General features: G+C 74.0%; 19 protein-coding genes. 10 read left to right on the forward strand and 9 right to left on the reverse strand.

Features of this window, described 5'->3' with window-relative positions; all coding sequences use genetic code 11:
• Positions 1-2: 2 nt before the first annotated feature.
• Complete coding sequence (locus AC07D6_RS24500) at positions 3-1,784, reverse strand: BACON domain-containing protein (RefSeq protein WP_479047678.1); 1,782 nt, start codon at positions 1,782-1,784, stop codon at positions 3-5.
• Positions 1,785-2,175: 391 nt separating this feature from the next.
• Between AC07D6_RS24500 and radA the strand changes: the two genes are divergently transcribed.
• Both radA and disA read left to right on the forward strand, forming a co-directional pair.
• Positions 2,176-3,576: a DNA repair protein RadA gene (gene radA, locus AC07D6_RS24505; protein ID WP_479047680.1), complete on the forward strand. Its 1,401-nt coding sequence runs from the start codon at positions 2,176-2,178 to the stop codon at positions 3,574-3,576.
• A 114-nt stretch (positions 3,577-3,690) separates the two neighbouring features.
• Positions 3,691-4,812, forward strand: a complete 1,122-nt coding sequence (disA, locus tag AC07D6_RS24510) for a DNA integrity scanning diadenylate cyclase DisA (protein WP_315875899.1) — start codon at positions 3,691-3,693, stop codon at positions 4,810-4,812.
• A gap of 76 nt (positions 4,813-4,888) precedes the next feature.
• Here the strand turns inward: disA and AC07D6_RS24515 are convergent, their stop codons facing one another.
• Positions 4,889-5,731 (reverse strand): hypothetical protein, encoded by an 843-nt coding sequence (locus tag AC07D6_RS24515; RefSeq protein ID WP_479047683.1) that lies wholly within the window; start codon positions 5,729-5,731, stop codon positions 4,889-4,891.
• Positions 5,732-5,901: 170 nt separating this feature from the next.
• Here AC07D6_RS24515 and AC07D6_RS24520 point away from each other — a divergent pair, with 170 nt between their 5' ends.
• The 6 genes from AC07D6_RS24520 to cseC all read left to right on the forward strand — a co-directional run bounded on the left by AC07D6_RS24520 (position 5,902) and on the right by cseC (position 11,161).
• The gene (locus tag AC07D6_RS24520) at positions 5,902-6,579 is read left to right on the forward strand and encodes a phosphatase PAP2 family protein (RefSeq protein ID WP_315875901.1); all 678 of its coding nucleotides are present in this window, start codon (positions 5,902-5,904) and stop codon (positions 6,577-6,579) included.
• Positions 6,580-6,650: 71 nt separating this feature from the next.
• Positions 6,651-7,565 carry an HhH-GPD family protein gene (locus AC07D6_RS24525; protein ID WP_479047687.1) on the forward strand — a complete coding sequence of 305 codons (915 nt, stop codon included), beginning with the start codon at positions 6,651-6,653 and terminating at the stop codon, positions 7,563-7,565.
• 251 nt (positions 7,566-7,816) lie between these two features.
• Complete coding sequence (locus tag AC07D6_RS24530) at positions 7,817-8,419, forward strand: SigE family RNA polymerase sigma factor (protein WP_315875903.1); 603 nt, start codon at positions 7,817-7,819, stop codon at positions 8,417-8,419.
• Complete coding sequence (locus AC07D6_RS24535) at positions 8,407-9,108, forward strand: hypothetical protein (protein WP_391652692.1); 702 nt, start codon at positions 8,407-8,409, stop codon at positions 9,106-9,108. The genes AC07D6_RS24530 and AC07D6_RS24535 overlap by 13 nt, the downstream gene beginning before the upstream one ends.
• A 19-nt stretch (positions 9,109-9,127) precedes the next feature.
• A complete protein-coding gene (cseB, locus tag AC07D6_RS24540; RefSeq protein ID WP_315875904.1) occupies positions 9,128-9,826 on the forward strand; it encodes a two-component system response regulator CseB in 699 nt (232 codons plus the stop codon).
• 6 nt (positions 9,827-9,832) lie between these two features.
• Positions 9,833-11,161 (forward strand): two-component system sensor histidine kinase CseC, encoded by a 1,329-nt coding sequence (gene cseC / locus AC07D6_RS24545; protein WP_479047690.1) that lies wholly within the window; start codon positions 9,833-9,835, stop codon positions 11,159-11,161.
• A 51-nt stretch (positions 11,162-11,212) separates the two neighbouring features.
• Here cseC and AC07D6_RS24550 read toward each other — a convergent pair whose 3' ends face one another.
• Positions 11,213-11,905 (reverse strand): M23 family metallopeptidase, encoded by a 693-nt coding sequence (locus AC07D6_RS24550; RefSeq protein WP_315875906.1) that lies wholly within the window; start codon positions 11,903-11,905, stop codon positions 11,213-11,215.
• A 440-nt stretch (positions 11,906-12,345) separates the two neighbouring features.
• Between AC07D6_RS24550 and dacB the strand changes: the two genes are divergently transcribed.
• Positions 12,346-13,962 carry a D-alanyl-D-alanine carboxypeptidase/D-alanyl-D-alanine endopeptidase gene (gene dacB, locus AC07D6_RS24555; protein ID WP_479047693.1) on the forward strand — a complete coding sequence of 539 codons (1,617 nt, stop codon included), beginning with the start codon at positions 12,346-12,348 and terminating at the stop codon, positions 13,960-13,962.
• Positions 13,963-14,053: 91 nt separating this feature from the next.
• On the opposite strand, the gene AC07D6_RS24560 is transcribed toward dacB, so the two are convergent.
• Complete coding sequence (locus AC07D6_RS24560) at positions 14,054-16,579, reverse strand: ATP-dependent Clp protease ATP-binding subunit (RefSeq protein WP_479047695.1); 2,526 nt, start codon at positions 16,577-16,579, stop codon at positions 14,054-14,056.
• Positions 16,580-17,009: 430 nt separating this feature from the next.
• Here AC07D6_RS24560 and AC07D6_RS24565 point away from each other — a divergent pair, with 430 nt between their 5' ends.
• A complete protein-coding gene (locus AC07D6_RS24565; protein WP_479047697.1) occupies positions 17,010-17,603 on the forward strand; it encodes an SCO3374 family protein in 594 nt (197 codons plus the stop codon).
• Between the two features lie 144 nt (positions 17,604-17,747).
• On the opposite strand, the gene AC07D6_RS24570 is transcribed toward AC07D6_RS24565, so the two are convergent.
• The 5 genes from AC07D6_RS24570 to AC07D6_RS24590 all read right to left on the reverse strand — a co-directional run bounded on the left by AC07D6_RS24570 (position 17,748) and on the right by AC07D6_RS24590 (position 21,912).
• Positions 17,748-18,083 (reverse strand): histone-like nucleoid-structuring protein Lsr2, encoded by a 336-nt coding sequence (locus AC07D6_RS24570; protein ID WP_189537823.1) that lies wholly within the window; start codon positions 18,081-18,083, stop codon positions 17,748-17,750.
• A 144-nt stretch (positions 18,084-18,227) separates the two neighbouring features.
• The gene (locus tag AC07D6_RS24575; protein ID WP_479047699.1) at positions 18,228-18,809 is read right to left on the reverse strand and encodes an amino-acid N-acetyltransferase; all 582 of its coding nucleotides are present in this window, start codon (positions 18,807-18,809) and stop codon (positions 18,228-18,230) included.
• Positions 18,810-19,802: 993 nt separating this feature from the next.
• Entirely contained in the window at positions 19,803-20,348 is a 546-nt protein-coding gene (locus tag AC07D6_RS24580) for a BlaI/MecI/CopY family transcriptional regulator (protein WP_479047701.1), read from the reverse strand.
• 104 nt (positions 20,349-20,452) lie between these two features.
• The gene (locus tag AC07D6_RS24585) at positions 20,453-20,641 is read right to left on the reverse strand and encodes a hypothetical protein (protein WP_315875912.1); all 189 of its coding nucleotides are present in this window, start codon (positions 20,639-20,641) and stop codon (positions 20,453-20,455) included.
• Positions 20,642-21,105: 464 nt separating this feature from the next.
• Positions 21,106-21,912 (reverse strand): type III pantothenate kinase, encoded by an 807-nt coding sequence (locus AC07D6_RS24590; RefSeq protein WP_479047703.1) that lies wholly within the window; start codon positions 21,910-21,912, stop codon positions 21,106-21,108.
• Positions 21,913-21,915 lie beyond the last annotated feature (3 nt).

Consider the following 21,915-nt stretch of genomic DNA (forward strand, 5'->3'; position numbering starts at 1 on the left):
GGTCACTGCGGCTGCGGAGGGGGACCCGCCGCCGGTTCGGACGCGGGCGGCTCCGTCGCCGGGGGCGGGGCGTCCGTCGGGGGCGGCGGGTCGACGGACGGCGGGGGCTCCGTCGCCGGGGGCGGCTCGCTCGCCGCGGGCGGGGCGGGCGAGGGGACGGACGCGGCGACCTGCGGCGGGGCGGGCGGCGCCACGGGGCCGCGGGGCGGTTCCGGGCGGGCCGGGACGCGGCCGGGCCCGTACCCGGTGAGGGCGACGACCGCGCCGGACGGGCCGACGTGGACGCGGGCGGTCCAGGGACCGCGCGGTTCGCGGGCGCGGTCGACGGAGACGTACACGGAGGCCGACCGGCCCGGCTCCAGCGTCCCGGACGTACGGCTGGCGCGGAGCCAGGGGGCGTCCGTCCGCAGGGACCAGTCGACGGGGCCGCCGGACGCGGTGAGCGTCAGCACCGTGACGTCGCCGTACGACCGGGCCGTGACCGTGACGCGGCCGAGGCCGCGGCGCCCGAAGGTCGCCGGTGACGGGGCGGAGCCGCCGCTGAGCACCTCGACGGAGACGTCCGGGACCTGGCGGGGCAGGTGGAACCGGGGGCCGGGGCCGGTGCGGGTGCTGCCGGCGTTCGCGTAGTGGCCGCCCTCCCGGGCGCCGGCCTGGCCGGGGGCGCTGAACGCCCGGTCGCCGCGGCCCCCGTCGGCCGCCGTGTCGCCCTGGTACGCCACCCACAGCGCGAGGACGGGTGCCGCGACGACGGCGGCGATGACGGTGGTGGTCACGGCGCGGGTGCGCAGCCGGGCGCGGCGCGCGGCGTGGTCCTTGGGGTCGAGGGGGAAGCCGTCCCGCCCGAAGCGCGGCCCGGTGGAGCGCGCGCGGGAGGCGTCCAGCATCGCGGCGCGCGCCGCCGACCGGGGTGCCGGTACGAGCGGGAGCGTGGCGGGGGTGACCGTGGAGCCCGGCCAGGGGCCGGCGGCCTCGGCGCGCTCGGCGGTGCGGCGGCACACCGGGCAGTCGTCGACGTGCCGGACCAGTTCCCGGCGCAGCGCCGAGGACAGCAGCACCCGGTGGTCGCCGGTGAGCCGGGCGACGGCGGGGCAGGTGCCGGTCTCGACGACGGCGAGGGCGGCGCGGGTCCGCTCCACCTCGCACGCGGCGGCGGACAGCAGCTCACGGGCGGCCTGCGGGGCCATGCCGAGGACGGCGGCGACCTCGGGGGCGTCCAGTTGGTGCCGTACCGCGAGCTCCAGGGCCTCGCGCTGCTCCGGCGTGGTGCCGGCCGCCTCGGGCCAGGCGAGGAGCGCCAGTTCGCCGCGGTGCCGCTCGGCGGCCTCCGCACCGTCGCGGGGGGCCTCCTCGGGCGTCCCGGGGGTCTCCCCGGGCGCCCCCGGGGCCCCCTCGGGATCTCGGGGGGCCTCTTCGGGGGCGCGGGGCGCCTCCTCCGAGACCGGCCACCGGGTGCGCGCGCCGTGCCGGACGCGCCGCCGCCGGGCCAGCTCGCGCAGACAGGCCCAGCGGGCGAGCGCGTACAGCCACGCCTTGCGGAGCGACGGGTCCGCGGGGCAGCGCCCGTGCTGGCGTTCCGCGACGGCCAGGACCTCGCCGAGGACGGCGGTGGCCGCGTCGTGGTCGCACAGCACGGAGAGGCAGTAGGTGAAGAGGCCGTCGAGGTACGGCTCGTAGCGGGTGGGCGGGTGCTGCGCCACCGCCTGCCCGCTCCGGGGCGCACGGTGCTGCGCCCGGTGTGCGCCGGTGGTGTCCGTGGGGTGCTCCAGCCTGCTGCTCGTCACCCGGCGACCGTAGGCGCCTGGAGGCACACTCCTCGCACCCGTTGGGCACTTTTAAGCCTTATGGGTGAACGTGTCCCTCGAAAGGGGACAGCGGGATTTGCCAATGCTCCGTGTCGGCCGTATTCAACGTCTCCAGCCCCGGGCGGTGTGGCCCCAGGCGGCGGCGGCCCCGGGCGGAGCGTGCGGGGGCGGCGCGTGCGGGGGCGGCGCGGTCCCGGAGAGCGGCGGTGCCGGCGGGGCGCGGTCCCCGGGCGGTAGCGGTGTCGGCGGGGCGTCCGGGCCCCGCGGAGTGCCCGCCCGGGACCGGAGGAGGCGGACGCGGCGGCCCGGGGCCGGTCGCGCGGCGGCGGGCGGCCGTCCGCTGTCAGTGGCGGCGGCTACGGTGTGTCGCATGGCTGCCCGTACGAAATCCTCCAAGGACCGGCCGTCCTACCGCTGCACCGAATGCGGCTGGACGACCGCCAAGTGGCTCGGCCGCTGCCCCGAGTGCCAGGCGTGGGGGACGGTGGAGGAGTACGGCGGCGCGCCCGCCGTGCGGACGACGGCGGCCGGCCGGGTGTCGACGGCGGCGGTGCCGATCGGCCAGGTCGACGGGCGGCAGGCCACGGCCCGCTCGACGGGCGTGGACGAGCTGGACCGGGTGCTGGGCGGGGGGCTCGTGCCCGGCGCGGTCGTCCTGCTCGCGGGCGAGCCCGGCGTCGGCAAGTCGACGCTGCTGCTGGACGTGGCCGCGAAGGCGGCGAGCGCGGAGCACCCGACGCTGTACGTGACGGGTGAGGAGTCGGCGAGCCAGGTCCGGCTGCGCGCCGACCGGATCGGCGCGCTGCACGACCACCTGTACCTGGCGGCGGAGACGGACCTGTCGACGGTGCTGGGGCACCTGGACGCGGTGAAGCCGTCGCTGCTGGTCCTGGACTCCGTCCAGACGGTGGCGTCGCCAGAGATCGACGGGGCGCCGGGCGGCATGGCGCAGGTGCGGGAGGTGGCCGGGGCGCTGATCCGGGCGTCCAAGGAGCGCGGCATGGCCACGCTGCTGGTCGGCCACGTCACGAAGGACGGCGCCATCGCGGGGCCGCGGCTGCTGGAGCACCTGGTGGACGTGGTGCTGCACTTCGAGGGCGACCGGCACGCGCGGCTGCGGCTCGTGCGGGGCGTGAAGAACCGGTACGGGGCGACCGACGAGGTCGGCTGCTTCGAACTGCACGACGAGGGCATCACGGGCCTGGCCGACCCGAGCGGGCTGTTCCTGACGCGGCGCGCCGAGCCCGTGCCGGGGACGTGCCTGACGGTCACGCTGGAGGGGCGGCGACCGCTGGTCGCGGAGGTGCAGGCGCTGACGGTCGACTCCCAGATCCCCTCGCCGCGGCGTACGACGTCGGGCCTGGAGACGTCCCGCGTGTCGATGATGCTGGCGGTGCTGGAGCAGCGGGGGCGGATCAGCGCGCTCGGCAAGCGCGACATCTACAGCGCGACGGTGGGCGGCGTACGGCTGTCCGAGCCCGCGGCGGACCTGGCGGTCGCGCTGGCGCTGGCGTCGGCGGCGTCCGACACCCCGCTGCCGAAGAACCTGGTGGCGATCGGCGAGGTGGGCCTCGCCGGGGAGGTGCGGCGGGTGACGGGGGTGCAGCGGCGGCTCGCGGAGGCGCACCGGCTGGGGTTCACGCACGCGCTGGTGCCGGGGGACCCGGGGAAGGTGCCCGCGGGGATGCGGGTGCGGGAGGTCGCGGACGTGGGCGAGGCCCTCCAGGTCCTCCCCCGCACCCGCCGGGGCTCCGCTCCGGCCGCGGAGTAGGGTGCCGGGCCCCGCCCCGGGCGGGCGGGTGATTTGTCGGCGGAGCCACTGGTGCGGTGGGGGTCGCTAGACTTTGGGCTGGTCTCGCCCACCCGTACGAGCCGGAGGAGTGCAGTGGCAGCCAACGACCGGGGAACACCCGGAAAGTCGGGCGGAGGCTCCGGCAACGAAGCGCTGATGCGCGCGTCCCTCAGCGCGGTCGCCCCCGGCACGGCGTTGAGGGACGGACTGGAGCGCATCCTCCGCGGCAACACGGGCGGTCTGATCGTCCTGGGCATGGACAAGACCGTCGAGTCGATGTGCACCGGCGGTTTCGTCCTGGACGTCGAGTTCACCGCGACCCGCCTGCGCGAGCTCTGCAAGCTCGACGGCGCCCTCATCCTCGACAAGGACATCACCAAGATCCTCCGTGCGGGCGTCCAGTTGGTCCCCGACGCGTCGATCCCGACCGAGGAGACCGGCACGCGGCACCGCACGGCGGACCGGGTGTCCAAGCAGTGCGGCTTCCCGGTGATCTCCGTGTCGCAGTCGATGCGGCTGATCGCCCTGTACGTGCACGGCGAGCGCCGCGTCCTGGAGGAGTCCGCCGCGATCCTGTCGCGCGCCAACCAGGCCCTCGCCACGCTGGAGCGGTACAAGCTGCGCCTCGACGAGGTGGCCGGGACGCTCTCCGCGCTGGAGATCGAGGACCTGGTGACGGTCCGGGACGTGACGGCCGTGGCGCAGCGCCTGGAGATGGTCCGCCGGATCGCCACGGAGATCGCGGAGTACGTCGTCGAGCTGGGTACGGACGGCCGCCTCCTCTCGCTCCAGTTGGACGAGCTGATCGCGGGCGTGGAGCCGGAGCGGGAGCTGGTGGTGCGGGACTACGTGCCCGAGCCGACCGCGAAGCGGTCCCGTACGGTCGCGGAGGCCCTGACGGAGCTGGACGCGCTGTCGCACGCCGAGCTGCTGGAGCTGCCGACGGTGGCCCGCGCGCTCGGTTACAGCGGTTCGCCGGAGACGCTGGACTCGGCGGTGTCGCCGCGCGGCTACCGGCTGCTGGCGAAGGTGCCGCGCCTGCCGGGCGCGATCATCGAGCGGCTCGTGGAGCACTTCGGCGGGCTGCAGAAGCTGCTCGCGGCGAGCGTCGACGACCTGCAGGCCGTCGACGGCGTCGGCGAGGCCCGCGCCCGCAGCGTCCGGGAGGGCCTGTCGCGGCTCGCCGAGTCGTCGATCCTCGAACGGTACGTCTGACGGCCGCGGGGGCGCCGGCCCCCGCCACCCGGGCCTCCGGCCCACCGGCCTCCCAGGCTCTCGGCGCTTCGGCCCTTCAGTCCTTCGCCAGCGTGATCGACGACCGCAGTACGCCCTTCACGCCCGGCACGGCGGCCTCCGCCAGATAGGTGCCCGGGCCCGCCGTCTTCACGGGGGGCGTGGCGCAGCGGGGCGCGCTGTGGCGGCGGTCCCACTCGACCGTGTACGTGGCGGTGCCCCCGGCCGGGACGGCGACGTACACGCTGCCGGGGCCCTTGGGGCAGTCCTTGGACGACCAGATCTCGTCGCCGCCCTCGTCACTGATCGTCAGGACCGCGGTGGCCGGGCCGAGGTCGGTCTTGCACCCGGTCGCGGAGGTGTTCCGCGCGGTCAGCCGGAACCGCGGCTTCTCACCGGGGGCGTACGAGACCTTCGTGCTGCCCAGCGTCAGTTGCAGCGTGCCCGGGGCGCAGACCGGCAGCGGCGAGTCGGCCGGGACCTGCTGGGCGGAGCCCGGTCCGCCGCCCTGGCCGCCCGCGCCCGTACCGGAGCCCGCGCCGGCACCCGCGCCCGCGCCGGCCCCCTGGCCCCCGCCCGTACCGGAGCCGGAGCCGCTCCCGCCCGTGCCGGGACCGCCCGTACCGGACGAGCCTCCGGAGCCCCCGGAGGCGCCGGACTCGTCCCGGCCGCCGGGCTGCGTGCCGATGGCGGGACCCGAGGGCGACGGGCCGGGCGTGATGGACGGGGCGGGCGAACCGGCGTTGGCACCGTCGCCGCCCCGCCGGGGTTCGCCGTCGCCTGAGCCGACGAACCACACGACCAGGGCGACGAGCAGCGCGATCACGGCCGCGAAGACCGCCCTCCGCCGCCAGTAGATGGAGGAGGGAAGCGGCCCGACCGGATTGCGCAGAGATCCCACGGCGAAAACTGTACGAGAGATCACGGCCGCCACCGGCCCCACGCGCCGGTCTCGCGCCAAGTTTTACCGATGATCACACCTGCGTGGCCGTTTTGCACGGACCCGCCGGGCGCGTCCGCGGAGGATGGCGCCGAACGAGTGATTCCGGCGGCCGGGTACCGTCCCTGCTCATGAGTGAGGACCTCTATCGCACCGTCACCGACTTCGCCCGGGACACCCCCGCCTGGGTGCACGTGTTCGCCGAGATCGGCACCGACGCCGGCCTGCTGGTCTTCGGCGTGCTGTTCGTCGTCGCCTGGTGGCGGGTGCGGCCCGCCGACGGGCGGGCGGTGGCGCTCGCCGCGCTCGCGCCGGTCGCCACCGCCTTCGGCTACGTCGTCAGCGAGACGCTGAAGTCGCTGGTGGACGAGGAGAGGCCGTGCCGTGCCGTGGTCGGCGCCGTCGCGTCGATCGCACAGTGCCCCCCGTACGGGGACTGGTCGTTCCCGAGCAACCACTCGGCCATCGCAGGCGCGTCGGCGATGGCGCTCGCGCTGGCGTGGCGGCGGATCGCGTGGCTGACGGTGCCGCTGGCGGTCGTGATGGCGTCCTCCCGGGTGTTCGTGGGCGTGCACTACCCGCACGACGTGGCCGCGGGCCTCGTGGTGGGCGCGCTGGCGGTGGTCGTGTTCGTCCGCCTGCTGACGGGCCCGACGCGGCGCCTGGTGGAGACGATGCGGACGAGCCGCTCGGGCGCCGCCCGGTGGCTGGCGGGCCCCGGCCCCGACATCGACCTGGCCGCGGCGATCCCCCGGCAGCGCGGCCGTCGCGCGGCCCGCCGCCGCGCGGGCCACCGCCGGGTCTCCTGAGGGGCGCGTCGACGGGGCCCGGGGGGCGGGAGCGCCGAAAACCCGCCCGGCCGTGTCAGGATCGGAGGGTCATGACTGCGACCGAGACTCCCGAAACGGCCCCCCTCCCCCCGGCCGAGCGACTCCACGCGCCCGTCCTCGCCTGGTTCGACCAGCACGCGCGCGACCTGCCCTGGCGGCGCCCCGAGGCGGGCGCCTGGGGGGTGATGGTGAGCGAGTTCATGCTCCAGCAGACCCCGGTGAACCGGGTCCTGCCGGTGTACGAGCAGTGGCTGGCCCGCTGGCCGCGCCCCGCCGCGCTGGCTGCCGAGGCGCCCGGCGAGGCGGTCCGCGCCTGGGGCCGGCTGGGGTACCCGCGCCGCGCCCTGCGGCTGCACGGCGCGGCCGTCGCCATAACGGAACGGCACGGCGGCGACGTGCCGAGCGACCACGCCCAGTTGCTGGCGCTGCCCGGCATCGGGGAGTACACGGCGGCGGCGGTGGCGTCGTTCGCGTACGGCAGGCGGCATCCCGTCCTGGACACCAACGTCCGCCGCGTCTTCGCGCGCGCGGTGACCGGCGTCCAGTACCCGCCGAACGCCACGACCGCCGCCGAGCGCCGCCTCGCGCGCGCCCTCCTGCCGGACGACGAGGCGACGGCGGCCCGCTGGGCGGCGGCCTCGATGGAGCTGGGCGCACTGGTGTGCACGGCGCGGGGCGAGGACTGCGCGCGCTGCCCGATCGCACGCGCGTGCGCCTGGCGGCTCGCCGGGAAGCCCGCCCACGACGGCCCGCCGCGGCGCGGCCAGACGTACGCGGGCACGGACCGGCAGGTCCGCGGCAAGCTGCTCGCCGTCCTGCGGGAGGCGACCGCCCCGGTGCCGCAGGCCGCGCTGGACGCGGTGTGGCACGACGCGGTGCAGCGCGCCCGCGCCCTGGACGGCCTCGTCTCGGACGGGCTCGTGGAGCCCCTGGACGACGGCCTGTACCGGCTCCCGTCCGCCTGAGACCGGCTGCCGTCCACCCGACCGGCCCCCTCCCGGGCCGTCCCGCTCCGCGTCCCCGCCCTCCCGGGCCGCTGCGGCGGAGCCGCTGTTACACAACCGATGGGCAGCCGTGCGTCCGCCGAAGGGTGGCCCGGACAGTGCCGTGACAAGCGCTCCGTAGCTTCTCGGGTGTCAGCGCGGGACACCGGCCGAAGTGGCCGGAGGCGCTGCGGGGACCACGGCTTGTCACGGGGAAACGGAGGCGGTTCGGGATGTCGCACGGCGAGGTGCTCGAATTCGAGGAGTACGTACGCGTACGGCAGGACGCCCTCCTGCGCAGCGCCCGGCGGCTCGTACCGGACCCGGTCGACGCACAGGACCTGCTGCAGACCGCCCTCGCCCGCACGTACGGCCGCTGGGACGGCATAGCCGACAAGGCGCTCGCCGACGCCTACCTGCGCCGTGTCATGATCAACACCCGGACGGAGTGGTGGCGCGCCCGCAAGCTGGAGGAGGTGCCCACCGAGCAGCTCCCCGACGCGTCCGTCGACGACGCGACCGAGCAGCACGCCGACCGGGCCCTGCTGATGGACGTGCTGAAGGTGCTGGCGCCGAAGCAGCGCAGCGTCGTCGTCCTGCGCCACTGGGAGCAGATGAGCACCGAGGAGACCGCCGCGGCGCTCGGCATGTCGACCGGTACGGTGAAGAGCACGCTGCACCGCGCGCTCGCCCGCCTCCGCCAGGAACTGGAGAGCCGGGAGGCCGTCGCCCGCGCCCTGGACCGGGGCGGGGACCGGGCCCGGCGTGCGGAGCGCGGTGCGCGGGTGGTGGACGGACGTCGTCATGGACGGGAGCAGGAGCGGTGCGCGGCCTGAGCGGCGGGCACGGGGGCGGCGGCGCGGAGCCGCCGGCCCCCGGGAGCGGTGGAGCGGCGGGGAGGACGGCGGTGGCCGGGCTCGCCGCCGTCGGCCTGCTCGGGCTGCTCGCGACCGGCTGCTCCACCGGCGGCACCGGTCCGCGCGACGAGGGCCCCGCCCCCACCGACCAGGGCGTCCCCTCCAGTCGGCCCACGCCGGCCGCGTCGGCGCCGTCGCCGTTCCGGCGGGTCGACGCGGTCGCGCTGCTGAAGGGCGACCCGAAGGTCGGGGACCAGGTGAAGCGGGACCTCAAGCCGTGCGGCCCCGACGCCTACCCGGTCGACACCTCGTACGGGAACCTCACGGGGAGCGGGGCGGCGGACGTCGTCGTCAACGTGCTGACGTGCGGTGACGCGGTGGGCGTCGGCACGTACGTGTACCGGATGCAAGGCCGGCGGTACGAGAACGTGTTCGCGCTGGAGGAGCCCGCCGTCTACTCGGAGATCGACCGGGGCGACCTGGTGGTCACCAAGCAGGTGTACGCGGAGGGCGACCCGATCGCCTACCCGTCCGGCGAGGACGTGATCACGTACCGGTGGACGTCGGACCGGTTCACCGAGCACTACGCGGTGCGCAACGAGTACAGCAAGGCGGTCGAGGGCGGGGACATCAGCGGTCCCGCACCGACCGCGCCGAGCGGGGACTGAGGGCGCGGGAGGGCGCGGTATGGCGGAGACGCACGTCCTGTTCGTCGAGGACGACGACGTCATCCGGGAGGCCACGCAGCTGGCCCTGGAGCGGGACGGCTTCGCGGTCACGGCGATGCCGGACGGGCTGTCCGGCCTGGAGGCGTTCCGGTCGCGGCAGCCGGACATCGCGCTGCTGGACGTGATGCTGCCCGGCATGGACGGGGTGAGCCTGTGCCGCCGCATCCGGGACGAGTCGACCGTGCCGGTGATCATGCTGTCCGCGCGCGCGGACTCGATCGACGTGGTGCTGGGCCTGGAGGCGGGCGCCGACGACTACGTCACCAAGCCGTTCGACGGGGCCGTGCTGATGGCCCGCATCCGCGCCGTGCTGCGCCGCTTCGAGAACGCGGGGGGCGCGGACGCCGGTGACCGGGGCGGGCGCGGCGAGCGCGGGCTGCTGGCCTTCGGGGACCTGGCGGTCGACACGGAGGGCATGGAGGTCCGCAGGGGCGGCACGCCGGTCGCGCTGACGCCGACGGAGATGCGGCTGCTGCTGGAGTTCTCGTCCGCGCCGGGCACGGTCCTGTCGCGGGACAAGCTGCTGGAGCGGGTCTGGGACTACGGCTGGGGCGGTGACACGCGCGTCGTGGACGTCCACGTGCAGCGGCTGCGCGCCAAGATCGGCCAGGACCGGATCGAGACGGTCCGCGGCTTCGGATACAAGCTCAAGGCCTGACGCCCGATGAAACAGCCCGCGCTGCGGACCGGCGTGCGGTGGAAGATCTCCGTCGCGATCGCCGCCGTGGGCGCCCTGGTCGCGGTCGCGCTCAGCCTCGTCGTCCACAACGCCGCCCGGGTGTCGATGCTCGACAACGCGCGCGAGGTGCAGATGGAGCGGCTGATCTTCGCGCAGCGCGTGTACGAGGCGTCCAAGCCGAAGGAGCCGCGGTTCGGCACCGAGCTGAACGACCCCGCCCTGCCCCGGGAGCTGGTCCGGCTGGCGGCGCGCAAGCACCGCGGTACGTACGTGGAGGAGCACGCGGACGGCGCGCCGGACGTGTGGGCGGCGGTGCCGCTGGGCAACGGCGACGTGCTGTCGCTGCACACCCCGTTCGCGGACCGCAGCGCGACGGTGATGAGGCGGCTCGACGAGGCGCTGGTCGTCGGTTCGGTGTCGGTGGTGCTCGCCGGGTCGGCGCTCGGCGTGCTGATCGGCGGCCAGTTGTCGCGGCGGCTGCGGAAGGCGGCCACCGCCGCCGGGAAGGTCGCGCAGGGCAACACGGACGTGCGGGTGCGGGACGCGATCGGCGGGCTCGTACGGGACGAGACGGACGAGCTGGCGCGTGCCGTGGACGCCCTGACGGACGCCCTGCACGAGCGGATCGAGGCGGAGCGGCGGGTCACCGCGGACATCGCGCACGAGCTGCGCACCCCGGTCACCGGGCTGCTGACCGCCGCCGAACTGCTTCCCCCCGGCCGGCCGACCGAGCTGGTGCGGGACCGGGCGCGGGCGATGCGGACCCTGGTCGAGGACGTACTGGAGGTCGCCCGGCTGGACAGCGCGTCGGAGCGGGCCGAGCTCCAGGAGATCGCGCTCGGCGAGTTCGTCGGCCGCCGGGTGGCCCTGCTGAACCCGGACGCGGTGGTGCGGGTGGTGCACGAGTCGTGGGTGAGCACCGATCCGCGCCGCCTGGAGCGCATCCTCGGCAATCTGCTGACCAACGCCGCCAAGTACGGCAAGCCGCCGGTCGAGGTGACCGTCGAGGGCCGGGTGGTGCGGGTGCGGGACCACGGGCCCGGGTTCCCCGAGGCGCTGCTGCGCGAGGGGCCGAGCCGGTTCCGCACGGGTGCCAGCGACCGGGGCCGCGCGGGCGCCGGCCACGGGCTGGGGCTGACCATCGCGGCGGGCCAGGCGCGGGTGCTGGGCGCCCGGCTCACCTTCCGCAACGCCGCGACGCCGCACGGCACCGCCCCGGGGGTGGGCGGTGCCGTCGCGGTGTTGTGGCTGCCGGAGCACGCTCCGACGAACACGGGGAGTTTCCCGGTGGTCCACTTCCCGGAGGGGGACTGAACCGGAGCCGTCGGGGACGGCGGGGGCGCCGCGGGGCGCCCCGGGAGGGCATCAGATGACGACGCCCTCGGCGCGCAGGAAGGCCGCCGGGTTGACCGCGGAGCCGTAGTTCGGCGTCGTGCGGATCTCGAAGTGCAGGTGCGGGCCGGACGAGTTGCCGGTGTTGCCGGACCGGGCGATGAGCTGGCCGGTCTTCACCTTCGAACCGATCGACACGTTGATCTTCGAGAGGTGGGCGTACTGCGAGTACGTGCCGTTGCTGTGCTTGATCACGATGGCGTTGCCGTACGCCGGGCCGTCGCCGCCGCCGTTGGGGCCGGCCTTGACGACGGTGCCGCCGTGGGCGGCCTTCACCGGGGTGCCGACCGGGACGGCGAAGTCCTGGCCGGAGTGCTTGTGCGACCACATGGAACCGCCCTGGTTGAAGCTGGCGGTCAGGGTGTAGCCGGTGACGGGCTTGATCCAGCCGACGGCCTTGGTGGCCTTCTTCGTGACGGCGGGCTTCTGGGCGATGGCCTTGACCGCGGCGGCCTTGACGGCCTTCGTCTGGGCGGCCTTGGCGGCGGCCTGGGCCTGCGCCTGGGCCTGGGCGGCGACGGCGGCCGCGGTGTCCATGGCGAGCGGGGCCTGGGCCTCGGCCGCGACGGCCGACGCACCTGCTCCGAACACCGTGGCGACTCCCATGCCGGCGGCAGCGAGGGCGACGACGGCGTTACGGGCGGGGTGGTTGGCGCGCTGCGACATACGGGGTGAACCTCCGGGTGAGGGGAAAGGACGGGCCCGGCACGAGCGACGCGCCGGGCTTCGGTCATCCTTGGTACCGGCTTCTCCCGAGATGTCTCAAACGCCGTTTCTACGACATAAGGTCGTAGCGTCCCCAGTGTGACGCGGACACTTGACGCCCCGGAGCATTTCGCCACCACCTTTGGGATATGCACCCAAAAAGGGCATTCTCTGCGCATCTCCAAGGCAGGCGGGCCCTGCCACCCCCCACCCACGCACACGCCGCCCGCGCACGCCGGGTTCTCGCGCCGCACGCCCTCCCGACAACCACCCCGAGGGAAGATCGATATGAGTAACGGCGCACTATTCCACCTAGTAAGTCGGAATTGCCCTGTGCGTATCGTCACCCGGAACGGGACCGCCTTCTTCCTGAGCGGCCCCCGCTCCGGGATCCTCTGGCCATGAGACCCGTGACGCGCACCACACAGACGCGCAAGTCCCTGGCCGCCCGCGCCACCGCGCTCGGCCTCGCCGCGCTCCTCGCCTGGACCGCCCAGGGCCTGGCCGGCGCGCCCGCCGGCGCCGGGCCGTCCGACACCGGCCTCAAGGGCGCCCTCGACGAGATCCTCACCGACCCCCGCCTCGACGGGGGCGCCGCCGGGGTGGTCGTCGCCGACGCCGCGACCGGCGCCACCCTGTACCAGCGCGACGGCGACGACCGCCTCATCCCGGCCTCCAACACCAAGATCCCCACGTCCGTGGCGGCCATGGCCCTCCTCGGCCCCGACCACCGGTTCCGCACGGAGGTGCTGGCCACCGGCCGCCGGCAGGCCGACGCGCTCCACGGCGACCTCTACCTGCGCGGCACCGGCGACCCCACCACGCTCGCCGCCGACTACGACCGGCTCGCCGCGCGCGTGGCCGCCGCCGGCATCCGCCGGGTCACCGGCCGCCTCGTCGCCGACGACACCCGCTTCGACACGAACCGGCTGGGCCGCTCCTGGGCCGCGGACGACGAGTCGTCGTACTACTCCGCGCAGATCTCCGCGCTCACCCTCGCCCCGGACACGGACTACGACTCCGGCACCGTCATCGTCGAGGCCGCCGCCACCGCCCCGGGGCAGCGCCCCGCGGTCACCCTCACCCCGCGCAACGACTACGTCCGCGTCGACAACCGCGCCACCACCGTCGGCACCGGCCGCCCGGACACGCTCACCATCGAGCGCGCCCACGGCACCAACACCCTCGTGATCAGCGGCGAGATCCCGGCCGGGGCCTCCCCCACCAAGGAGTGGATCACCGTCGACGAGCCGACCGGGTACGCGACCGCCGTCTTCGCGGACGCGCTGGCCGCCCACGGCGTGCGCGTCGAGGGCCCCACCCGGCTCGGGCTGAGGACCCCCGCGTCGGCCAGGCAGGTGGCGGCGCACGAGTCCATGCCGCTCAGGGAGCTGATGCACCCCTTCATGAAGCTCTCCAACAACATGCACGCCGAGGCGCTCACCAAGGCCGTCGGGTACGAGGTCTCGGGCAGCGGTAGCTGGGAGGCCGGCCTCGCCGCCGTCGAGGCGTACCTGGCGGAGGAGGGCGTCGACACGGCCCGGCTGCGCCAGGTCGACGGTTCGGGCCTGTCCCGGATGAACCTCTTCCCGGCCGACCAGCTCGCCGGGCTGCTCCTCGCCGTCCAGGACGCCCCCTGGTACGCCGACTGGTACGCCTCGCTGCCCGTGGCCTGCGGCCCGGACCGCGCGGTCGGCGGCACGCTGCGGCGCCGCATGTGCGACACCCCGGCGGCCCTGAACGCCCGCGGCAAGACCGGCACCCTGACCGGCGCCTCGGCCCTCTCCGGGTACGTCACGGACGCGGCCGGCCGCCGCCTCGTCTACAGCGTGGTCCTCAACAACCACCTGGCGTCGTCGGTGAAGGACATCGAGGACGCCGTCGTGGTGACCCTCGCCTCCTCGGACACGGCGGCGGGCACGATCGCCGGGCCGGTACGGCCGCGTGCCGAACGCCGCTCGGCCGCGCCGGCGGCCCCGCTCGAATGCAGCTGGCGGAAGCCCGAGGCGCTCTGCTGACGCGCGGCACGCGAAAGGGCCCGCCCCGGACCGTTGTCACGGTCCGGGGCGGGCCCCTCGGTCACGAGCTGCGGCGTGGCGCCGCCGCGCGTCAGGCGTCCTTGGACAGGTTCGGTCCGGCGCCGCCGGCCGCCTCGATCGGCGGCGCGTCCGGCAGGGCCGCCTTCTCCTCGCCGCGGAAGGTGAACTTCTTCTCCTCACCCTCGCCCTCGGTGTCCACGACCACGATGTGACCGGGCCGCAGCTCGCCGAAGAGGATCTTCTCCGACAGCACGTCCTCGATCTCGCGCTGGATCGTCCGGCGGAGCGGACGGGCACCCAGCACCGGGTCGTAGCCCTTCTTCGCCAGGAGGATCTTCGCGTCACCGCTGAGCTCGATGCCCATGTCGCGGTCCTTCAGGCGCTCGTCCACCTTGGCGATCATCAGGTCGACGATCTGGATGATGTCTTCCTGGCTGAGCTGGTGGAAGACGACCGTGTCGTCGACGCGGTTCAGGAACTCGGGGCGGAAGTGCTGCTTCAGCTCCTCGTTGACCTTCGCCTTCATCCGGTCGTAGCCCGTCTTGACGTCACCCTGGGCGGCGAAGCCCAGGTTGAAGCCCTTCGAGATGTCCCGGGTCCCGAGGTTGGTCGTCATGATGATGACCGTGTTCTTGAAGTCCACGACCCGACCCTGGGAGTCGGTCAGGCGACCGTCCTCCAGGATCTGGAGCAGGGAGTTGAAGATGTCGGGGTGGGCCTTCTCGACCTCGTCGAAGAGGACGACGGAGAACGGCTTGCGGCGCACCTTCTCGGTGAGCTGGCCGCCCTCCTCGTAGCCCACGTATCCGGGCGGGGAGCCGAAGAGGCGGGAGACCGTGTGCTTCTCGCTGAACTCCGACATGTCGAGCGAGATCATCGCGTCCTCGTCGCCGAAGAGGAACTCGGCGAGCGTCTTGGACAGCTCGGTCTTACCGACGCCGGACGGGCCGGCGAAGATGAACGAGCCGCCGGGGCGCTTCGGGTCCTTGAGGCCGGCCCGCGTACGGCGGATGGCCTGCGACAGGGCCCTGATGGCGTCCTTCTGGCCGATGACGCGCTTGTGGAGCTCGTCCTCCATGCGGAGCAGACGGGAGGACTCCTCCTCCGTCAGCTTGAAGACCGGGATGCCGGTGGCGGTGGCGAGGACCTCGGCGATCAGCTCGCCGTCGACCTCGGCGACGACGTCCATGTCGCCGGCCTTCCACTCCTTCTCCCGCTTGGCCTTGGCGGCCAGGAGCTGCTTCTCCTTGTCGCGGAGGGACGCGGCCTTCTCGAAGTCCTGCGCGTCGATCGCGGACTCCTTGTCCCGGCGGACGGAGGCGATCTTCTCGTCGAACTCGCGGAGGTCCGGCGGCGCGGTCATCCGACGGATGCGCATCCGGGAGCCGGCCTCGTCGATCAGGTCGATCGCCTTGTCCGGCAGGAAGCGGTCCGAGATGTACCGGTCGGCCAGCGTGGCCGCCTGGACGAGCGCCTCGTCCGTGATGGAGACGCGGTGGTGCGCCTCGTACCGGTCGCGCAGGCCCTTGAGGATCTCGATCGTGTGCGGCAGCGACGGCTCCGCGACCTGGATCGGCTGGAAGCGGCGCTCCAGCGCGGCGTCCTTCTCCAGGTACTTGCGGTACTCGTCGAGCGTGGTGGCGCCGATGGTCTGGAGCTCGCCGCGGGCGAGCATCGGCTTCAGGATGGACGCGGCGTCGATGGCGCCCTCGGCGGCACCCGCACCCACCAGGGTGTGGAGCTCGTCGATGAACAGGATGATGTCGCCGCGCGTGCGGATCTCCTTGAGGACCTTCTTCAGGCGCTCCTCGAAGTCACCGCGGTACCGGGAGCCGGCGACCAGCGCGCCGAGGTCCAGGGTGTAGAGGTGCTTGTCCTTGAGGGTCTCGGGGACCTCGCCCTTGACGATGGCCTGCGCCAGGCCCTCGACGACCGCCGTCTTGCCGACGCCGGGCTCGCCGATGAGGACCGGGTTGTTCTTCGTACGGCGGGACAGCACCTGCATGACCCGCTCGATCTCCTTCTCGCGCCCGATGACCGGGTCGAGCTTGGACTCGCGGGCCGCCTGGGTGAGGTTCCGGCCGAACTGGTCGAGGACCAGGGACGTCGAGGGCGTGCCCTCGGCGGGACCGCCGGCGGTGGCGGCCTCCTTGCCCCCGGAGTAACCGGAGAGCAACTGGATGACCTGCTGCCGCACCCGGTTGAGATCGGCGCCCAGCTTCACGAGGACCTGGGCGGCGACGCCCTCGCCCTCGCGGATCAGGCCGAGCAGGATGTGCTCGGTGCCGATGTAGTTGTGGCCGAGCTGAAGGGCCTCGCGGAGCGACAGCTCCAGCACCTTCTTGGCACGGGGCGTGAAGGGGATGTGCCCGGACGGGGCCTGCTGGCCCTGGCCGATGATCTCCTCCACCTGCTGGCGGACCGCCTCGAGCGAAATCCCGAGGCTCTCCAGGGCCTTAGCGGCGACACCCTCACCCTCGTGGATCAGGCCCAGGAGGATGTGCTCGGTGCCGATGTAGTTGTGGTTGAGCATCCGGGCTTCTTCCTGAGCCAGGACGACAACCCGCCGCGCGCGGTCGGTGAACCTCTCGAACATCGTTAATCGCTCCTCAGAGCGGTCAGGCAGTAAGGGGTCGGTCCCCTCCCTGTCCTTCCGCAGCTTAGTCCCGCAAGCGGGGACCGCTCATTCCAACTGCCGACACCCGTCGATGGCCTCCTGACCCCGAACGCCGACAACTGCTCCAACCCGATGGTGCGAGACGATGTTCCCGCAGGCCAGGCAGATACCCTCACCGGCAGTACGCCGATGGCGAACGTGAGACGTCCGCGCCCGCGTGTCGCCCCTCCCCACTAGGGATGTCTTACCCGCAAGCAGGGACAGTCCATGCGGCGCACCCCCAGTGCCTCAGCTACGGGCGAACATCCTTGCGTCGCGGAACGCCCCCGCGTACCACCGGATCGCACACGGAAAGCGACCGTCCATCCACGGTGCGTAACTTCCGGCGGTCGTCGGAAGTTCCCCCGGCATGGCCGCCCCCCTCCCCGTCCCCCACGCGCCGTCCCCCACGCGCCATCCGACGGGGGCGGCCGTCGCGCGGTGGTACGAGGACGAGCTGGGCTGGGCCACGGCCGACGGGCCGCCGGTGGGGCTGCCGACCGGGCTCCGCTTCGACGTCCTGGACCTGCCCGCCACCGCCGGGCTCGCCGTGCTGCGGCGGGTGCGCGGCGACTGGCCCGTCGCGGCCTCCGGGCGTCGGGTGCGCGTCCTCGTGGCCGCGGGGACCGCCGAGGAACTCCCCGGCCTCCTCGACTGGCTCGAGTGGGGCGGGGTCGACCTGGACCTGGCCGCGTGGGGCAGGGGCGGCCGGATGACCGCTCCCACTCCCCCTGGGTGGGACACACCCGGCACGCCCGGTGCCGCCGTGTGGCTGCGACCGCCCCGGCCGGGGCGCGCGGTGGAGACCACGCTCGCGGGCCTCCCGGGGGTCGCGGGGTGCGCGGGGCCTCCGGGCGGTTGCGGGCTCGTGCGGCTCGTCGCCGTGGCGGCGGCGGAGTGCCACCGGGTCCGGCTGCTGGCCGCCGGTACCCGCGCCCGGGGCCGGGGCGCGGCCCGGCGGTGAGGGCGCCGGCGCGTCCGGGGCGCCCCGGGGGTCCGGAGTGCCCGGTGCGCCGGTGCTCCTGGCACGCCTGGTGCGTCCGGTGTGCCCGGCGCGTCCGGTGTGGACGCCGGGACGGGCGTGGGCCGGGCGTCAGGAGGCCGCCGCTCAGCGGTTGGCGTCCTCGTACGCCTGCTTGATCTCGGCCGGCACGCGACCGCGGTCGTTCACGTTGTAGCCGTTCTCCTTCGCCCACGCGCGGATCTTCGCGGTGTCCGGGCTGCCACCCGCGGCGGCACGGCCCTTGCCGCGGCCACCCGCGGTACGGCCACCGGTGCGCCGACCGCTCTTGGTGTACGGCTCGAGCAGGGAACGCAGCTTGTCCGCGTTGGCGGTGGTGAGGTCGATCTCGTAGGTCTTGCCGTCCAGAGCGAACGTCACGGTCTCGTCCGCCTCGCCGCCGTCGAGGTCATCGACAAGAAGGACCTGAACCTTCTGTGCCACCGGATTTCCTTTCATCGAAAATGCAGTACGCGGAAAGGAAACCGCTTTTCTCTGGAAAACACAAACCCTCGGGACAGGTTCAGAACCACGAGAACGCGGGAAACATACGCGATTCGGACATAGGGATCGTGCTCGCGGGGGCGGTCACAGGTGCAGAAGCATCCGACTGTTGCCCAAGGTGTTCGGCTTCACCCGTTCGAGGCCGAGGAACTCGGCGACACCCTCGTCATAGGAACGCAGGAGCTCGCTGTAGACATCTCCGTCGACGGGCGTCTCACCGATCTCGACGAAGCCGTGCTTGGCGAAGAAGTCCACTTCGAAGGTGAGGCAGAATACCCGGCGCACTCCGAGCCAGCGGGCGGTGTGCAGCAGCTTGTCCAGCACCTGATGGCCGACGCCTGCGCCCTTGAAGTCGGGGTCGACGGCGAGGGTGCGGACTTCGGCGAGATCTTCCCACATCACATGGAGTGCGCCGCAACCCACGACGGTGGCGTCCTCGTCCCGTTCGGCGACCCAGAACTCCTGGATGTCCTCGTAAAGCGTCACGGTCGCTTTGTCGAGAAGGATGCCCCGGGTGACGTACGGGTCGACGAGGCGGCGTACGGCCGGGACGTCACCGGTCCGCGCGCGGCGGACGGTGACGGCTTTCGCCCGGGCGCTCCCCGAGGGCTGCGCGGAGGGCGGGGTCGGGGCGGCGGAGGCGGAGGCGGATGACGTGGACGACATGGCTGCGAACGCTACCGCCCCGCGCCCCCCGATCCGCCGCCGCCCTCGCGGGCGGAGTCCCCGGTAGGGGGGTGGCGGAGGCAGCGGGATGGCGGGGGTGAGGTGGGGTCGGGGGTGGTGAGGGAGCGGCAGTGGCGGGAGGTGAGAGTGGTGAGGGAGCAGGGGTGGTGGGGTGGTGGCGCCGGGGCCGGTGGGGGCGCCGGACTGGGGGCCGGGGTCGGTGCGGGCGAGCGCCGGGGTCGGTGGGAGCTCCGGGCGGGAGCCGGGTCTGTGGGAGCTCCGTACTGGGGGCCGGGGCCGACGGGGATGTCGGGCTGGGGCGCCTTGTGCGGTGCCGGCGGAGGGGACGGGCGGAAAGGGCTGGGTGCCGGGCGGATGAGTGGGGGCCGGGCGGTGGGCCGGGGCCGTACCGGGTGGAGTGCCGGGCCGGGCGGGCGGTGGGCCGTACGGGGTGGGGTGCCGGGGCGCCTGGCAGGCGTCCGGCCGGGTGCCTGCCGGGTGGGGCGCCGAGACCAGGCGGGATGCCCGGAACGGCGGTGAGGCCGCCGGTCTCCGGGGTGCTCGGGGCGGGCTTCTGCGGGCGGATTCCCGGGAAGCGGGGCGCGCCTTTGGAGGCGGATTCCTGGGGGACCGGGCCTGGTGCGGGACGGACTCGTGCAGGGCGGGCTCCTGGGGACCCGGACCCTGGTGCGGGACGGACTCCCGGGAGGGCGGGGCGGTGTGGGGCGGGCTTCTGCGGGCGGGCTCCCGGGAAGCGGGGCACGCCTTTGGGGGCGGGTTGGGCGGGGGTTCGCCGCCGGTGGGTGGCTCGGCGCGGCGCTGGGCCCGGTCGGGGTGGGCCCGGGGGTTCCGGGGGGTGGCCTGCGGGGTTTCTCCGGTTGGTGAAGCGGCGCCTTGGGGGGTGCTTTGCGGAGTCGTACCGCCGAATCCGTCCGCCGGGCTTTCCGCGGGGCGTTCGGCGCCGCTTTGCGGGCCGCTGGGCCCTACGGCGCTTCAGGGGCGGCCTTGGCCTGTACCTCGCTCTGCGCTTTCGCCCGCGGGTGGAGTGCCGTCGTCCGGAGCAGCGTCTTCCGCCGACGCATTCGGGGGTTCTCCCGGCGCGGCGGGGGAAGCTTTTCCGGGAGTTTCACGTTCCTGCGGCCCGGCGCCTTCCGGCCCTTCGGCTGTTCCTTCCGGAGTGTCGCGCTGGACGATGCGGATCGCGTCGCTGAGTGCTTCCCGCTGCTCGGGCGACATCATGCCGAAGAAGGCGACGAGTGCGGCGGCCGGGTTGTCGCTCCGCGACCAGGCTTCGTTCATCAGTGCGGCCGAGTACGCCGCGCGCGTGGACACCGCCGTATATCGATAGGCCCGGCCGACGACTTCCCTCCGCACCCAGCCCTTCTGGTGGAGATTGTCCAGCACGGTCATGACCGTGGTGTAGGCGATGGACCGCTCCCGTTGGAGATCCTCCAGGACTTCCCGGACGGTGACCGGACGGTTCCATTGCCAGACGCGCGTCATGACGGCGTCTTCAAGCTCTCCCAATTGACGGGGCACACCGCCACCATAGTGGGAGTTCCCTGAACGAACAGCTATTGACGTAACAAAAAGGACGTACGACGTGAATCACGTCGTACGTCCCCAAAGCGGTCTTCGGAGGGTCACCCCTTGCCGGGCTCCGGCGCGCCGTCGGGACGGCGCCCGGCCTCGGCGCGCGCGAGCGCCGCGTCGACGGCGGCGTCCTCCTTGGACTTGTTCGGGCCGCCCTGGCTCTTGACGATCGTCACCACGATCGCGGTGAAGAAGACGGCCATCACCACGGGCGGAAGGAGCGCGGATACGTAGTCCATGGCATCCAGCCTAGCTACCCGGCGGCCCGTTCCCCCGACGGGGGCGGGGCCGGGCGGCGTCGCGGCGGGAAGACCTCGGACGGCTTGGGCACCGGACGCCCTGCGGGCGCGGGGCCGGGCGGCTCGGGCGACCGCGGCCCCTTCGGCCCCTTCGGCTCCTCCGGCGCGTCTCCGGCGGCGCCGGCGGGGCGTGGACGGCCCCGGAGGCTGCCCTCCTGGGTGCTCTCGTCCCGGGCGCTCTCGTCCCGGGCGTCCTCGCCGTCGAGCGGGGTCGGGTGCGGGGCGCGTCGCGGCACACGCGGTTCGTCCGCGCCGAGCGCCAGGCCGTCTCGTGTTCCGTGGGGCGTGGGCATGGTGACGACAATACGTGCGTATAGGACAAACATCGTGCAGGAGCGGGGCCGGGCGCGTTCAGCCCCCGGCCCCGCCCCGGCCCCACTCCGGAACCGCCGCGTCCGGAGCCGTCACATGCGGGAGACGTTCCGCTCGTACACGAGGCGGAGCCCGATCAGCGTCAGCCACGGCTCGTGCTCGTCGATCAGCTTCGCCTCGCCCAACACCATCGGCGCCAGCCCGCCCGTCGCGATGACCGTCACGTCGGAGGGGTCGCCGTCCGGGCCGACCAGCTCCCGCCGCATGCGGTGGACGACCCCGTCGACCTGGCCGGCGAAGCCGTACACGATGCCCGACTGCATCGCCTCGACCGTGTTCTTGCCGATCACTCCGCGCGGCCGCGTCACCTCGATCTTGCGGAGCTGGGCGCCCCGGACGCCGAGCGCCTCGACGGAGATCTCGATGCCGGGGGCGATCACCCCGCCCACGTACTCGCCGCGTGCGCTGACCGCGTCGAACGTCGTCGCCGTACCGAAGTCGACGACGATCGCCGGGCCGCCGTACAGCTCGACGGCCGCCGCCGAGTTGACGATCCGGTCGGCGCCGACCTCCTTGGGGTTGTCGGTCAGGACCGGCACCCCTGTCTTGATCCCGGGCTCGACGAGGACCGCGGGCACGTCGCCGTAGTAGCGCCGGGTCACCTCGCGCAGCTCGTGCAGCACGGACGGGACCGTGGAGCAGATCGCGATGCCCTCGATGCCGTCGCCCAGCTCGTCGCCGAGCAGCGGGTGCATGCCCATCAGGCCCTGGAGGACCACCGCCAGCTCGTCGGCGGTGCGGCGGGCGTCCGTGGAGATCCGCCAGTGCTCGACGATCTCCTCGCCGTCGAAGAGGCCGAGGACGGTGTGGGTGTTGCCGACGTCGATGGTGAGGAGCATCTG

This window comes from Streptomyces sp. NPDC045287 (assembly GCF_056432325.1).